General features: G+C 66.5%; 13 protein-coding genes. 8 read left to right on the top strand and 5 right to left on the bottom strand.

Translation table 11 applies throughout. The features are described 5' to 3' along the window. Positions 1 to 135: 135 nt before the first annotated feature. Positions 136 to 1,110, top strand: coding sequence for a phosphatase PAP2 family protein (locus RI03_RS09310; protein WP_026046595.1), 975 nt, complete (start codon positions 136 to 138; stop codon positions 1,108 to 1,110). Here RI03_RS09310 and RI03_RS24620 read toward each other — a convergent pair. Both RI03_RS24620 and RI03_RS24615 read right to left on the bottom strand, forming a co-directional pair. Further along, positions 992 to 1,510, bottom strand: a complete 519-nt coding sequence (locus RI03_RS24620) for a glycosyltransferase (RefSeq protein ID WP_238542334.1) — start codon at positions 1,508 to 1,510, stop codon at positions 992 to 994. The genes RI03_RS09310 and RI03_RS24620 overlap by 119 nt on opposite strands. After that, positions 1,507 to 2,313, bottom strand: a complete 807-nt coding sequence (locus tag RI03_RS24615; protein WP_238542333.1) for a hypothetical protein — start codon at positions 2,311 to 2,313, stop codon at positions 1,507 to 1,509. The genes RI03_RS24620 and RI03_RS24615 overlap by 4 nt, the downstream gene beginning before the upstream one ends. Before the next feature lie 154 nt (positions 2,314 to 2,467). Between RI03_RS24615 and RI03_RS09300 the strand changes: the two genes are divergently transcribed. The 3 genes from RI03_RS09300 (at position 2,468) to RI03_RS09285 (ending at position 6,544) form a co-directional block, all read left to right on the top strand. After that, positions 2,468 to 2,878: a DUF2946 family protein gene (locus RI03_RS09300; RefSeq protein WP_010216872.1), complete on the top strand. Its 411-nt coding sequence runs from the start codon at positions 2,468 to 2,470 to the stop codon at positions 2,876 to 2,878. 84 nt (positions 2,879 to 2,962) lie between these two features. Then, positions 2,963 to 5,014: a TonB-dependent receptor gene (locus RI03_RS09295; RefSeq protein WP_010216871.1), complete on the top strand. Its 2,052-nt coding sequence runs from the start codon at positions 2,963 to 2,965 to the stop codon at positions 5,012 to 5,014. 297 nt (positions 5,015 to 5,311) lie between these two features. Next, positions 5,312 to 6,544, top strand: coding sequence for a DUF2252 family protein (locus tag RI03_RS09285; RefSeq protein WP_338009631.1), 1,233 nt, complete (start codon positions 5,312 to 5,314; stop codon positions 6,542 to 6,544). Between the two features lie 49 nt (positions 6,545 to 6,593). Here the strand turns inward: RI03_RS09285 and RI03_RS09280 are convergent, their stop codons facing one another. After that, positions 6,594 to 7,703: an aldo/keto reductase gene (locus RI03_RS09280; RefSeq protein WP_010216868.1), complete on the bottom strand. Its 1,110-nt coding sequence runs from the start codon at positions 7,701 to 7,703 to the stop codon at positions 6,594 to 6,596. Between the two features lie 96 nt (positions 7,704 to 7,799). Between RI03_RS09280 and RI03_RS09275 the strand changes: the two genes are divergently transcribed. Next, entirely contained in the window at positions 7,800 to 8,717 is a 918-nt protein-coding gene (locus RI03_RS09275) for a LysR family transcriptional regulator (RefSeq protein ID WP_010216867.1), read from the top strand. A gap of 111 nt (positions 8,718 to 8,828) precedes the next feature. Here RI03_RS09275 and RI03_RS09270 read toward each other — a convergent pair whose 3' ends face one another. Continuing rightward, the gene (locus tag RI03_RS09270) at positions 8,829 to 9,014 is read right to left on the bottom strand and encodes a helix-hairpin-helix domain-containing protein (protein ID WP_010216866.1); all 186 of its coding nucleotides are present in this window, start codon (positions 9,012 to 9,014) and stop codon (positions 8,829 to 8,831) included. A 281-nt stretch (positions 9,015 to 9,295) separates the two neighbouring features. Here RI03_RS09270 and RI03_RS09265 point away from each other — a divergent pair, with 281 nt between their 5' ends. The 3 genes from RI03_RS09265 to RI03_RS09255 are packed head-to-tail and all read left to right on the top strand — an operon-like array spanning position 9,296 to position 12,562. Further along, positions 9,296 to 10,030 carry a SapC family protein gene (locus RI03_RS09265; RefSeq protein ID WP_010216865.1) on the top strand — a complete coding sequence of 245 codons (735 nt, stop codon included), beginning with the start codon at positions 9,296 to 9,298 and terminating at the stop codon, positions 10,028 to 10,030. Next, positions 10,017 to 11,069 (top strand): cupin-like domain-containing protein, encoded by a 1,053-nt coding sequence (locus RI03_RS09260; RefSeq protein ID WP_010216863.1) that lies wholly within the window; start codon positions 10,017 to 10,019, stop codon positions 11,067 to 11,069. Before RI03_RS09265 ends, RI03_RS09260 begins: the two co-directional genes overlap by 14 nt. After that, entirely contained in the window at positions 11,066 to 12,562 is a 1,497-nt protein-coding gene (locus RI03_RS09255) for a tryptophan halogenase family protein (RefSeq protein ID WP_010216862.1), read from the top strand. The genes RI03_RS09260 and RI03_RS09255 overlap by 4 nt, the downstream gene beginning before the upstream one ends. A 176-nt stretch (positions 12,563 to 12,738) precedes the next feature. Here the strand turns inward: RI03_RS09255 and rpmE are convergent, their stop codons facing one another. Then, positions 12,739 to 12,972: a 50S ribosomal protein L31 gene (gene rpmE / locus RI03_RS09250; RefSeq protein ID WP_010163703.1), complete on the bottom strand. Its 234-nt coding sequence runs from the start codon at positions 12,970 to 12,972 to the stop codon at positions 12,739 to 12,741. Positions 12,973 to 13,314: the final 342 nt, after the last annotated feature.

Below are 13,314 nucleotides of genomic sequence, written 5' to 3'. Positions count from 1 at the left end.
ATGATGCGAGAGGCCGTGCCCGAATAATCCCGCCGTCCGCGCATCCTGGAACGTCCGCAATAAGAACGGTTCCGGGAAAATGGGCGGCACCGAAGATTTTCGGGACCGCCTCCGCCCGACCTGCGTTCGGTCGCGATGCGCGCCTTCTTCAATCCTGCCGACCGCCCGGAAATACCGTCCTGGCTGCTTCTTGCGGGGATGACGATCAGCGTCTTCCTCGCTCAATACGGTCATGCCTTCTCAGTCGATCCGGTCCGCGCCCTGCCCGCAGCCGGGGCGCTTTGCGCGCTCGGCGCTGCGATCGTGGCGGGCCGGACGACCGGACGTCCGCGGCTCGCCGCCGGCGCGGCGGCTTTTGCGCAGATGACGCTCTTCACGCTGCTCGGGGTCGTCCTGGCCTATGCGTTTGCGGCAAACGCCGGGGATCTCTGGGACGGTCGGCTCGCCGCCGCCGACCGTGCGATCGGCTTCGATTGGCCGGTGGTGCGCAGCCTGCTGGACATGGCGCCGCCCGTCGTCTGGTTGCTGGGGTTCGCATACCACAGCCTCATCCTGCAGATGATCGTCGTGATCGTCGTCCTGAGCGGGCTGGGCAAGTTCGACACGCTGCGGACGACCGTGTGCGCGGCGATCGGTTCGGGCTTCGTGACGATCCTGATCTCCGGCGTTACGCCGGCGATGGGGAACCTGTTCGATCCCGCGGATTACCTGCACTTGTGGCCGTCGGTCGCGTGGCAGGAGCAGGGCTTGATCACGGGCCTACGCGACGGGTCGCTCCGCTCGCTCGACCTGACCATGCTGATGGGGATCGTCAGCTTTCCCAGCTTCCATGCAACGCTCGCCGCGATCTTCATCTGGGCGTTCCGCGCGGTGCCCCGCCTTGCCGTTCCCGGCGGCGGATGGGCGGTCCTCACGATCGTCGCGACGCCGGTCTTCGGGGGACATTACGGCGTGGATGTCATCGCAGGCCTGCTGCTGGCGCCGCCTGCCATCATCGCAGCCCGACGCCTGACGCGACCCGCGGCGGCGAGCCCGATCGGGTCCGCGTCGCCGGCGCAATTGCGTCGTCCGCGCGCAACGCGGCCAGGACCAACGCCGCGGTCGCGGTGAGGTCGTCCGCCGCCGCGATCTCCCCGGCGAGGGTCTGCGCGGCGTGCCGGTAGCGTGGATAGCCCAGGACCCGTTTCAGCGCCGTTTCGAGTCCGCCCCTGCCAGCCTCGGCTGGCGACACAACGCACGCCGCGCCGATCCGGTTCAGTCGCGCCGCGGTGGCGGGCTGTTCGAACGCCAGCGGCACCGCGACGATCGGTACGCCCGCCGCCAATGAGTCCAGTACGGTGTTGAAGCCGCCATGCAGGATCGCTGCCGAGCAGCGCGGCAGGATACGGGTCTGCGGCCAGAACGCGCGCACCAGCGGGTCGCCCGGAAGCGAGGCGACCTCGTCCGCGGTCAGCCCACCGCCATGCGCCACCACCGCGCGTGCCCCAAGCGCGGCGCAGGCCCGCGTCATCGACGCGAACAGTGATCGTCGCGCACCCTGCAACGATCCGAGCGAGCAGAAGACGAGCGGCCGGTCGTCGTCCGGCAGCGGCATGTCAGCCGCTTCCTCGAGCCGCCACGGTGCGCCGTAATGAAAGCGTGCCGGCAAGGCCGTCCGCGGGAAATCGAGCGCCGCCGGGCATTGCGCAATTTGCGACGGTCCGACCATTGCTTTCGCGGACTCGGATCGAGACCCCAACGGCGAGCATGCGCGGAGACGGTTTCGGTGATGGGCCGCAACAGGGCGTCGCTGACGACATAGCCTCCGCCGTTGCGAAAGCGTCCCCAGCGGTCCGCGCGATAGGCCCAGCCGAGGAACGGCGGCGGAACACCCAGCTCCCGTAGAAGCGGCAACCCCGTCACCGCAGTGACGAACGGCAAGTCGAGATGCCGTGCCACCAGCGCTCCCGCCGGTTCGGCCGAGTCCGCGATCACCGCGTCGACTTCGATGTCCTGCAACGCCGCCGGCAGTGCCCGCAACAAAAGCTCGGTGATGGCGGCGGTACCGCGGATCATCCTGGGAAGCCCGATGACCCCGGAGGGTTGCGCAAGCTTCCGGTAATAGTCTGCCAGCTTCCCGGGGCGATCGTCTGCATGACTGAGTCCGGCGAAACCGACTACGGACCCAGGTACAAGCGACCGCGCTTCGGCCATATGCACGAAGGTGACCCTGGCACCGGCGGCGGCAAGCGCCGTCCCCAAAGCCGCCAGCGGATTGAAGTGTCCGGCAGTCGGCGGCGCGATGATGGCAATGTGTCGCCCAATATGGGTCAATGTAAGGAGCTTTCCGACGCCGTCCGATGGTGGAATGGTCCTACCAGCATGTCCGGGACGCGCGATAGCTCCATTCCTCTGAACGGTTTCGTGCATGGGGGCCGGGACGCAATGTCCAGGTGACACGCCCCGCCGCCGCGGTTAGGCGACTCCCGTGCAGGCGTTCCGGCATCTCCTGGCGCAACGCCATCTCGCGGTGCTGATCTGCGTCGCGGCACTCATCCTGAAACTGGTGGTGCCCGTCGGCTATATGGTCGGCAGCGATCATGGTCGCATCGCCATCACGCTGTGCCCGGGCATGGGTTCTGCCCCGATGACGATGGCAATGCCGGGCCTGCATGGCGGTATGGCCGATCACGGAAAGTCGCAGGATCACGGCAAGGCCGAAATGCCGTGCGCGTTCGCCGGGCTGTCGGCTGCGATGCTGGCTTCGGTCGATCCGATCCTGCTCGCGAGCCTGGTCGGTTTTGTGATGGCGATCGGAACGATCGGCGTTTCACGACCGGAACTGGCGGCTCCGGGCTTTCTGCGGCCACCGTTGCGCGGACCACCAACACCCCTTTGACGTGTCAATCCGCGCCGGTTCGCCCGGCGTGCCCGTGATCCATGGTCCGCGTTTCGAAGGTTCGGGCCAGTCGAAGGTATCTCCATGTCTCGATCCTACCTGCTCGCCGGGGGCGCTTTGCCGTGCCTCCTGCTCGCCACCCCGGCGTCATCACAGAACCTCGCCTCCCCCGCAGCGAGCGACATCGTCGTCACCGCCACCCGATCCGCGCGCGCGCTGGCCGACGTGCCGGCGAGCGTCAGCGTCATCACCGCAGCCGAGATCGAAAAAACGCCAGCGCGCACGATCGACGATGTGCTGCGGCGCGTCCCCTCGGTCGATCTTCCGATCGCCGGCACGAACGAACAGCACCCCACCAACACCATCGTGTCGATGCGGGGATTGAGCGGCATCCGCTCGCTGGTGCTGCTCGACGGTGTGCCGATCAACGATCCGTTCTTCGGCTACGTCCAGTGGAGCGAAGTGCCGCTGGAGACGATTGACCGCGTCGAGGTGGTCCGCGGCGGCGGCGCACCGCTCTGGGGCAATTACGCGATGGGCGGGGTCATCAATATCCTGACCAGGCCGATCACGACGACCGGCGCGGTAGCGGAAGTGGCGGGCGGCAGCCGCGGAAACTACCGCGCGGACGGCCACGCGGCATTTGCCGGCACCGGCTACGGGGTGGGTCTCGATGCCGGGGTGCAGCATAGCGACGGCTATGTCGAACAGGTCGAAAGTGCCCGCGGCGCGGCGACGGTGCCGACCTCGTTCACGGCCCGGACCGTTGCCGTGTCCGGGAACGTCGACCTCACGCCGGACCTGACCGCACGCGCACTAGTCAGTTATTATGATAACGACCAGACGTTCCTCACGCGTGCCAATACCAACGACCAGCGGACATGGCGCTACACCGGCACGATCCGCTGGGCGCCGCGCGCGGGCGGGTCGCTGGACCTGACGGCGTTCCACAACGACGAGCGGTTCATTACCAACAATCCCGGTTCGCCAGCGGACGCCAACCCCAACGACGTCGAGTTCGTCCAGAACAGCCACCGCACCCGCGCGAACGACTGGGGCGCATCGCTGGTCTGGACGCAGACATTCTCGGGTCTTGTCCGCGCATTGTCGGCGGGGGCCGACTATCACGGTGTTCAGGGGATCGACCGGGCGGCCATCTTCGATGAAACCGGCGCGCGGGTTCGAACCGATACCGGGTCGGGCAACCAGCGGTTCCTCGGCGGATATGCCCAGGCGGACCTCCGGCCGCTCGAACCCCTGCAGGTGCTGCTCAGCGTCCGTTACCAGGATTTCTACAGCTTCAACGGCGTGGACGATACGCCGGGCGGCCTCGGCAAAACCGCGAACCGGCACGACAGCGACGTGGATCCACGCCTCTCGCTGCGGTACCAATTGCCCGCCGGCTTCGCGCTCCGCGGTGCGCTCTACCGCGCGTTCCGGGCGCCGACGCTCGACAATCTGTACCGTGGCGCGTCGGTCCCCGGGTATATCCTCTACGGCAACGCAGCGCTGAAGCCCGAAACACTCGAGGGGGCGGAAGCCGGGTTCGATGTCGATCGCGGTCCGGTCCGCTTCCAGGCGACCGCTTATACCAGCCGCATCGCCGATTTCCTGACCTACCGGTATCTCGACCCCGCCACGCTGCCCGCCGGATTTGCGATCGGCGCGCGCCTCATCAACGCAGGCAGTGCGCGCAGCCGCGGTGTGGAAGCGGAACTGACGTGGCGGCCGAGCCCCAAGCTCGGCGGCACGTTGGCCTACACCTATGCGGACTCGATCGTGACCCGGAACCCCGAAGACCCGGCCAGCATCGGCCTTCAACAGCCGGGCATCCCGAGGCATCGCGCAAGTGCGAGTCTCGACTGGACCGCCCCCTACGGCATCAAGCTCAGTCCGCGGGTCCGCTACCTCTCGCGCACCAACGGCGATCCCGATGGGATCTACCGGACCGATGCGCACGTCATCGCCGACTTCGGTGCCAGCGTGGCCGTACGCCGCGACGTCGAACTGTTCGGACAGTTCGAGAATTTGTTCGATCGGCGCTACATCGGCACCAACGACGGCTTCACCGCCGCGCTCTACGGAAAGCCGTTTACCGCCACGGGAGGGGTGCGCCTCAAGCTGGGGAGCCTGTGATGTGCAGCAGGCGAATTGATGAACCTCTCGCCGGTCCCTTTCCCGGCGTCCATGCCCGCCACCGCCGACTGCTCCCTCCCTGAGATAAATCGGCGGTTTTCCAGCCGTTTTTCGCCGTTACGATCTAAATCAACGAGAAATACCGCATCGTAACGGCATCGGCGCTGAACCAGTCCGGTGAAGGGGCGTTCAGGCAAGCTGCGACCTGTTTGTAGGACTTCATCATTGCGACGCCGCCGGGTCTGGTCGCTTCGAAATTTCGGCGCGCTGCCCGGATCGTCGGCGTGCGGAGCTTGCCTGCCACCGTATTCGCCCAACGCGGCGCAAAGGACCCGAATGCCCAAACCGACCCTTGCCGAGCGGCCTGCCCTTCTCGCTGCCAAGCGCCAGCTCAAGATGGCGCGGTCGACCCATGCCTATGTCCGGGGCAATACGGCCAAATTCTATGAGTGGCTGGAGGAATCGCCGGCATCGCGGCGGGTTCCGCAAGGGCCGGCGATCTGGATCTGTGGGGACTGCCATCTCGGCAATCTCGGGCCGATCAACGATGGCGGGGGGCGCGTCGCGATCCAGATCCGCGATCTCGATCAGGCCGTCATCGGCAATCCGGCGCACGATCTCATCCGCCTCGGCCTGTCGCTTGCGACCGCTGCGCGTGGTTCGGATCTTCCAGGGGTCACTACGGCGCACATGATCGAGGAAATGGTGACCGGTTACGCCAGCGCGATGGCGGATCCGGCAAATGGTGAAGCCGGTCCCGAACCCGATGCGGTCCGCAGCGTCAAACGCCGCGCGCTCGGTCGCCGCTGGCGTCATCTGGCCAAGGAGCGCTTCGCCAGCGACGAGCCGGCGATTCCGTTGGGGGACAAGTTCTGGCCCCTGGAGAAGGCGGAACGCGATGCCCTCGCCGCGCTCGTCACCGAACCGGACGTCGCTGCGCTCGTGCTTTCGCTCGACGAGAAGGACCGGGACCGCACGGTGCGGCTGGTCGATGCGGCCTATTGGATGAAGGGGTGCAGTTCGCTGGGTCTGCTGCGGTTCGCGGCGTTGGTCGGGTTGAAGAACGCCAAGGGCCGGTCGGACTATGCGTTGATCGACTTGAAGGAAGCGACGACCCCGATCGCTCCCGTCGCCAGGGGGGCGAAGATGCCGACGGACGAAGGTGCGCGCGTGGTCGCCGCGGCGCGCGCGCTGTCGCCGCACCTCCGGAGCCGGATGGTCGCCGCGCACGCGCTAGATCGATCACTGTTCATTTGCGAACTGTCTCCGCAGGACCTCAAGCTCGAGGTCGAACAATTCAGCGCGGGGCAAGCGGTCAAGGCGGCGCGGTATCTCGCCTTCGTGGTGGGCAAGGCGCATGCACGCCAGATGGATAGCGCGACGCGGCACGCGTGGGTCGATATCCTCGACGCGGATCGTCGCGGGGCGATCGATGCGCCGAATTGGCTGTGGGAAAGCGTCGTGTCGCTGGCGGGAAGTCATGAGGCCGGATATCTCGACCATTGCCGGAAGTACGCGATGCGAGGGTGACGCGCGTTCGAGCCGGGGCGCGGAGGCGCGTTTGCGCCCCCGCCTTCCCTCACGCTACGATCGGCGCCCACGGCTCGACGTGCTGGCCCCCGAAAATCGCGGAGCGCGGCAGGTCGAAGATGAAATACGGGTTGAGCATCGGTGGAGCACCGGCGCCGTCCAGACGTGCCTGCTGGTCTGCGGTGAAGACAATATCGAGCGCCGCGATGTTCTCCATCAATTGCGCCGGTCGGCTTGCGCCAACCAGTACCGAAGCAACCCCGCCGCGTGCTGCGACCCAGGCGAGCGCTACCTGTGCCATCGGTCGACCGATCTCGGCCGCGACCGATTGAAGGACGTCGACGCCGTCGAAGTTCCGCTCAGTGAAGAGCATTCCGCCGAAGGGGTTGTCGCCATTCAACCGGCCGTTGCTCCCGTCTGCCGTGGTGCCGCCGGACCGATTGGGCAGGCTTCCCGCCGGACCCGCATCGGCGAGCTTCTCGCGACCATATTTGCCGGTCAGCAACCCCGCCGCCAGCGGACTCCAGGCGACCAGCCCCAGTCCAAGCGCCTGACCGGCGGGGATCACCTCGAGCTCGACGCCGCGATCGATCAGCGAATAGGAATATTGCAGCCCGATCGGCTCGGGCAGGCCATGCGCGCGTGCCAGCGTCGCAACCTGCGCTGCATACCAGGCCGGCGCATTGGAAAAGCCATAATATAGAATATCGCCGCGGCGGACCGCGTCGGTCAGCGCGCGAAGCACCTCCTCGGGCGGGGTCGTCCGGTCCCAGACGTGGGTCCAGTACATATCGATGAAATCGGTGCCGAGCCGACGCAGCGATCCGTGGATCCCGTCGCGGATGTTGCGCGCAGAATTGCCCCCGGCAAGCGGCGTCCCCGCAGTGCGCGGAAAGCCGGATTTGGTGGCGATCACCATCCGCGCGCGATTGCCGCGCTCGGCGACGAAGCGCCCGAGCATTTCCTCGCTCTCGCCGCCCGAATAGACGTCGGCGGTATCGGCAAAGTTACCGCCGGCTTCGACATAGGCGTTGAAGATTGCCCGCGACGTCGCCTCGTCCGCCCCCCATCGTCCGGCGCCGAACGTCATCGTGCCGAGGGCAAGCGGACTGACCGCGAGGCCTGATCGGCCCAATGTACGGTAGGTGGTGAGGCTCATGACTGTTGCTCCGTTGAGATACGATCATAAGATACAGCTTGGCGCCCCCCTGATTAGACGGCATCGGCGGCATGGGCTTGTGAAGGGCATGCAGCAATGCGACGTGGCGACCTGGACGATCTGGCAGCCTTTGCGGCGGTCGCCCGCGTGCGGAGCTTTACGCGCGCGGCCGCCGAACTCGGCCTTTCTCCCTCCGCGCTCAGCCACGCGATGCGCAGCCTCGAAACGCGGCTCGGCGTCCGGCTGCTTGCGCGGACCACGCGCAGCGTCGCGCCGACCGCGGCGGGCGAGCGCTTGCTCCGCTCGCTCGATCCGGCGCTTGCGGAAGTCGCGCGCGGGCTGTCCGCGCTGGCCGACTGGCGCGGCGTTCCTTCCGGCGCGATCCGGTTGACGACGTTCGGCTATGCCGCGCGCACGGTGCTCGTGCCGAGGCTGCCGCATTTTCTGCGCGCGCATCCCGAGATTTCGGTCGAGGTGATCGTCGAGGACCGGCTTGTCGATCTCGTGGCGGGTGGCTTCGACGCCGGGATCCGCCTCGGCGAGACGGTCGATCTCGACATGGTGGCGGTCCCGGTGGGGCCTGCCCTCCGCACGCTGGTGGTGGGAACGCCGGGATATTTCGCCGACCGTCCCCTGCCCGCCACGCCTGCCGATCTGGAAGGTCATAACTGCATCAATTATCGGCTGCTCGGCGGTGGCGGTCTGTTGCCGTGGGAATTCGAGCGGGATGGGCGCGAAATCAGGTTTCGCCCCGCTGGACAGTTGATCGTGAACGAGGAGCGCCTCGTGGAGGCGGCGGTGCGCGCCGGGGCGGGGCTTGGCTATATGCTGGAACACGACGTCGCGGAGGAAATCGCCGATGGCACGCTGATCCAGGTCCTCGACGCCTGGTGTCCGCCCTTCCCCGGATGCTACCTCTATTATCCGAGCCGCCAGGTGACACCGGCGTTGCGCGCGCTCGTCGACTGCCTACGCTGGACGTCGGACGGAGCGCCGGCCTTGCCCACCGAGTGAGCCGCCGGGTTGGCGCCCGCATTGGCGAAGGGCGCTAGTGCGTCGTCGATACGACACCCGGAGGTCCGCAAAATCGACGCAACGAACGCGGCAATGGGACGCGCCGCACCGTCAGGCCACCTCGACCATCGCCTCCGCGCCATCCCATTTCGTCGCCAGTCCCGGAACCTCGTCGAGCTGCCGCATCGCGCCGAAGCGCCCGCGTTCCTCGCGGTATCGGACGATCTCGAATCCGTGGCCCTTCAATTGGGGTACGGAGTCGAGTTCCGCGGCGGAGGCAGTGTTCAGATCGATCATGGTTTTTTCCTCGCTGGTCCCACCGCACCGCCTGCTTGCGACTGCCGGACGATGGTGAACTCGTCAGGCGGGACGCCGTTCCCGGGCGGGTTCTCCCGTCGTCAGCCTGTGCCGCGCCAACGCATCCGCAAACCCTGCACGTGATGTGTCCTGACGGCCGAGGCGGCGGGAAGCGCACTGCACACCCCGCACTTTGCGCTGCGGCCCCCGCACGTCTGGGGTGACGGGCGGATGCGATCGTGTAAAACGAGCCGGACCTTCACGAAAGCGCACAAGCGACCATGGCCGGCCCTGATTCCGCAAGCACCCGCGTCCTGCTCAACAATGTCGATCACCACGACCTCCGCATCAGGACCGAGCGCGGGGCGGCCTGGGGGGACGGGATCAACGAAATTCCGGTCTTTCCAACCGAATTCGATGCGCTCGCCCGCGAATATGTCATCCTGTTCCGCCGGACCGACGACGGCCGATATAACGCATCGGTATTGCTGGGGCTCGACCGGGACGAGAACCTGTACCTCGACGGGACGACGTGGAACGCGCGTTTCATTCCCGCGCTCCTGCAACGCGGCCCCTTCTCGATCGGCATGCCGGCACCGGGGGAGCCGGGGGAACCGATGATCCATGTCGACCTTGCCGATCCCCGCGTCAGTCGATCCGACGGGGAACCGGTGTTTCTCGACCATGGCGGCAATGCCCCCTATCTCGACCATGTCGGCGGGGTATTGCGGACGATCTTCGCCGGCGACCAGGTTTCGCCCATCATGGCCGCGGCGTTCGCCGACGCCGGACTGTTCGAGGCGGCGACGCTCGAGCTCGAAATCGGTGACGGACGGCGCTATGCCATTCCCGACGTCTACCTCGTCTCCGCCGCGCGGTTCGCAACGCTCGACGGCGCCACGCTGGCAAGCCTCAATGCGCAGGATTTCCTGCGCTGTGCCGTATGGGCGATCACGTCGCTGGGGAATATCTCGGCGTTGATCGAGCGCAAGCTGTCGCGCGATGCCGTCCGCTGATACGACGCACGTGCCGACGCTGCGACGGACCGAGACCCGTTCGGGCATCGCCGTCGACGCGATTGCGCTTGGAGAGCTGCTCGCGGAGGGGCGGCCGGTGATCCTCAAGGGCGCGGCGCGGGACTGGCCGCTGGTTCGCGCCGGGCGCGAATCGCCAGCGGCGGCGGCGGCGTTGCTGCGCAAGGCGGACGGGGGCCGACCCGTGATCGTCTATGTCGGCGATCCGGCGATCCGCGGGCGGTTTCACTACACCCCCGATGGCACCGCGATGAATTTCACCAGCGAGCGGGCGGCGCTTGGCGGCGTGCTCGACCGGTTGCTCGCGCTTCCCGACAGCGAGGAGAGCCTCTCGCTCTACGTCGGCTCGACCGATCTCGATCTTTTCCTCCCCGGTCTGCGCGCGGAGAACGATATCGTCCCGTGCGACGGCACCTTCGCCGACCATCCTCCGCTCGCGAGCATCTGGATCGGCAATCGCACGATCGCCGCGACGCACTGGGACATGTCGAACAATCTCGCCGTCTGTGTCGCTGGCCATCGGCGCTTCACGCTGTTCCCCCCTGACCAGGCGAGCAATCTGTATCCCGGCCCGATCGACCCCACCCCCGCAGGGCAAGTCGTCAGCATGGTCGACCTGCGCGCGCCCGATCTGGAACGGTACCCGCGTTTCGCCGATGCGCTCGCGGTGGCCGAAGTCGCGGAGCTCGAGCCCGGTGACGTGCTGGTCTATCCCGCCTTGTGGTGGCATCATGTCGAGGCGCTGGACGGCTTCAACATTCTCGTCAATTATTGGTGGAACAAAGTTCCCGCGTATTTCGACTCCCCGATGACGACCCTGCTGCACGGGCTGCTCAGCCTGCGCGGACGGCCCGATTCCGAAAAACAGGCATGGCGTGCAATGTTCGATCATTATCTGTTCGGCCCCACTGATACGGCAACCGCGCATCTGTCCCCGGCGGCGCATGGCCCGCTTGCGCCCCTCGACACGCTGACCGCGCGACGCCTGCGCGCGATGGTCGCGCAGAAGCTCAACCGATGATCGCGTCTTCCGGGGCACGACCGCTCAAGCGGGTGGTCATTGCGGGCGGCGGAACGGCGGGATGGCTGGCCGCGACCGCACTGGTACGGCAGCTCGCCGGGCTGGTCGAAGTGACGCTGATCGAATCTGACGAGATCGGCACCGTCGGCGTCGGCGAGTCGACGATCCCGACGATCCGCACCTTCCATCAGTTCATCGGGGTCGACGAGGATGCCTTCATCCGCGCGACCAACGCGACCTTCAAGCTGGGCATTTCGTTCGAGCATTGGGACCGGATCGACGCACGCTATTTCCACGCCTTCGGCTCGGTCGGGCGATCGACCTTCGTCGCGGATTTCCAGCACTTCTGGCTCGAGGCGCGCGCGCGCGGGTTCGGCGGGGACTATGGCGACTACTCGCTCGAACTCCAGGCGGCCGCGGCAAAGCGGTTCGCGCTCGATCGCGACCAGACGCTCGCTTATGCGTACCACCTCGATGCGACCGGCTATGCGCGCTTCCTGCGCGGTGTTGCCGAGCCCGATGGCGTCACGCGAATCGAGGGCCGGATCGCGCAGGTCGAACGCGACGGCGAGAGCGGCGCGATCACCACGCTGGTGCTTGCCTCCGGCGCGCGGGTTGACGGTGACTTTTTCATCGATTGCACCGGTTTCCGTGCGCTGCTGATCGAGGACAGCCTCGAGACCGGGTTCGAGGACTGGTCGCACTGGTTGCCGACCGACCGCGCGTTCGCGGTGCAGAGCGAAACGACCGAAGGCCCCCTGCCCTACACCCGCGCCATCGCGCACGGCGACGGGTGGCGCTGGAAAATCCCGTTGCAGCATCGCACGGGCAACGGACTGGTCTATTCGAGCGCGTACCTCTCGGACGACGAAGCCCGCGCGCGGTTGCTCGCCGGCATCGACGGCAAGCCGCTGTTCGAGCCGCGCCAGATCCGCTTCACCAGCGGGATGCGGCGGCGGGTGTGGAACCACAATTGCCTCTCGCTCGGGCTTGCCAGCGGGTTTGTCGAACCGCTCGAATCGACCAGCATCCATCTCGTCATGGTTGCGGTGACATGGCTGGTCCAGAACTTCCCGTTCGGTGAAGACAGCAAGGCGCTGGCCGACCGTTTCAACGACCGCACCCGCCGGGAGTGGGAGCAGGTCCGCGACTTCATTATCCTGCACTATGTGCTGACCGAGCGCGACGACACGCCGTTCTGGCAATCGCGCCGGACGCTGCCGATTCCCGACAGTCTCGCAAGCCGGATCGCCTTGTTCCGGGAATCGGCGATGGCGTATCAGGACAAGGACGAGCTGTTCCGCACCGATTCCTGGATCGAGGTCATGCTGGGCCAGGGCGTGACCCCGCGCAGCCACCACCGCCTTCCGGCAACGATGCCGACCGCCCAGCTGCAGGGCGCGCTGTCGGAATTGAAGCGCGGCATTGCCGCAACCGTTGGCCGGCTCCCGCCGCATGCGGCGTTCCTGGAGCGTTTTGCACAGCCGGCGTGATCGACAGTTCGACGGCTATGGCGGCAACGAGACAGATCAAAATACGAAAAAACCGCTCGTTTCCAGCGAAGTCGAGAAACCAAGCACCACGTTGGGTGACCGGTTTCTCAACGATGCTCGAAACGAACGGTTTGTCCGCGTAAGAAGAGGCGCCTCGCGGCGCCCCCCGACAGGTCTTACTTCTTGCCGATCGAAGACATCGCGCCGAAACGCTTGTTGAAGCGGGCAACCTGGCCGCCTGCGTCGAGCATCGTGCCACGACCGCCGGTCCAGGCCGGATGCGCGAGCGGATCGATGTCGAGCGTCATCAGGTCGCCTTCTTTGCCCCAGGTGGTGCGGGTCTGGAACTGCGTACCGTCGGTCATCTGCACCGTGATGGTGTGATAATCGGGATGGATGTTCTTCTTCACGACTGAATTCTCCGAAAAGTCGCTGGTTTCCGACCAGCAAACAAGGTGCGGGGCGTATCAGGGACACGCGGGCAATGCAACTATCGCGCGCGCGGGCTTGCCCGAATTGCCCACCATCGCCGCAACGCGACAAGCGACCAGATCGCCTCAACCAGCCCAAAGGGCCAGGCCCCTTGCAGGAACCCATAGGCAGAACCGAGCACACACGATCCCGAGAACCCCAGCACCCACCAGGGCGAGCGGTCCTCCAGCGCATAGCACAGTAACATCGCCGAGACCGCGAACAGCCCGAACCAGGTCAGGCCGTCCATGCCGAGACTGCCAAGGCACACAGGGGATAGG

The sequence above is a fragment of the Sphingomonas sp. PAMC 26621 genome, from assembly GCF_000251145.1.
GTDB lineage: Bacteria > Pseudomonadota > Alphaproteobacteria > Sphingomonadales > Sphingomonadaceae > Sphingomonas.
Note: the sequence above shows the minus strand (reverse complement) of the source record. Positions and strands in the feature narration are given on the sequence as shown.

What these genes read in the sequence shown, in the direction of transcription:
- RI03_RS09310 (WP_026046595.1), top strand. Translation starts at nt 136, where the DNA reads ATGCGCGCCTTCTTCAATCCTGCCGACCGCCCGGAAATACCGTCCTGG.
- RI03_RS24620 (WP_238542334.1), bottom strand. Translation starts at nt 1,510, where the DNA reads ATGACGCGGGCCTGCGCCGCGCTTGGGGCACGCGCGGTGGTGGCGCAT.
- RI03_RS09295 (WP_010216871.1), top strand. Translation starts at nt 2,963, where the DNA reads ATGTCTCGATCCTACCTGCTCGCCGGGGGCGCTTTGCCGTGCCTCCTG.
- RI03_RS09280 (WP_010216868.1), bottom strand. Translation starts at nt 7,703, where the DNA reads ATGAGCCTCACCACCTACCGTACATTGGGCCGATCAGGCCTCGCGGTC.
- RI03_RS09275 (WP_010216867.1), top strand. Translation starts at nt 7,800, where the DNA reads ATGCGACGTGGCGACCTGGACGATCTGGCAGCCTTTGCGGCGGTCGCC.
- RI03_RS09270 (WP_010216866.1), bottom strand. Translation starts at nt 9,014, where the DNA reads ATGATCGATCTGAACACTGCCTCCGCCGCGGAACTCGACTCCGTACCC.
- RI03_RS09265 (WP_010216865.1), top strand. Translation starts at nt 9,296, where the DNA reads ATGGCCGGCCCTGATTCCGCAAGCACCCGCGTCCTGCTCAACAATGTC.
- RI03_RS09260 (WP_010216863.1), top strand. Translation starts at nt 10,017, where the DNA reads ATGCCGTCCGCTGATACGACGCACGTGCCGACGCTGCGACGGACCGAG.
- RI03_RS09255 (WP_010216862.1), top strand. Translation starts at nt 11,066, where the DNA reads ATGATCGCGTCTTCCGGGGCACGACCGCTCAAGCGGGTGGTCATTGCG.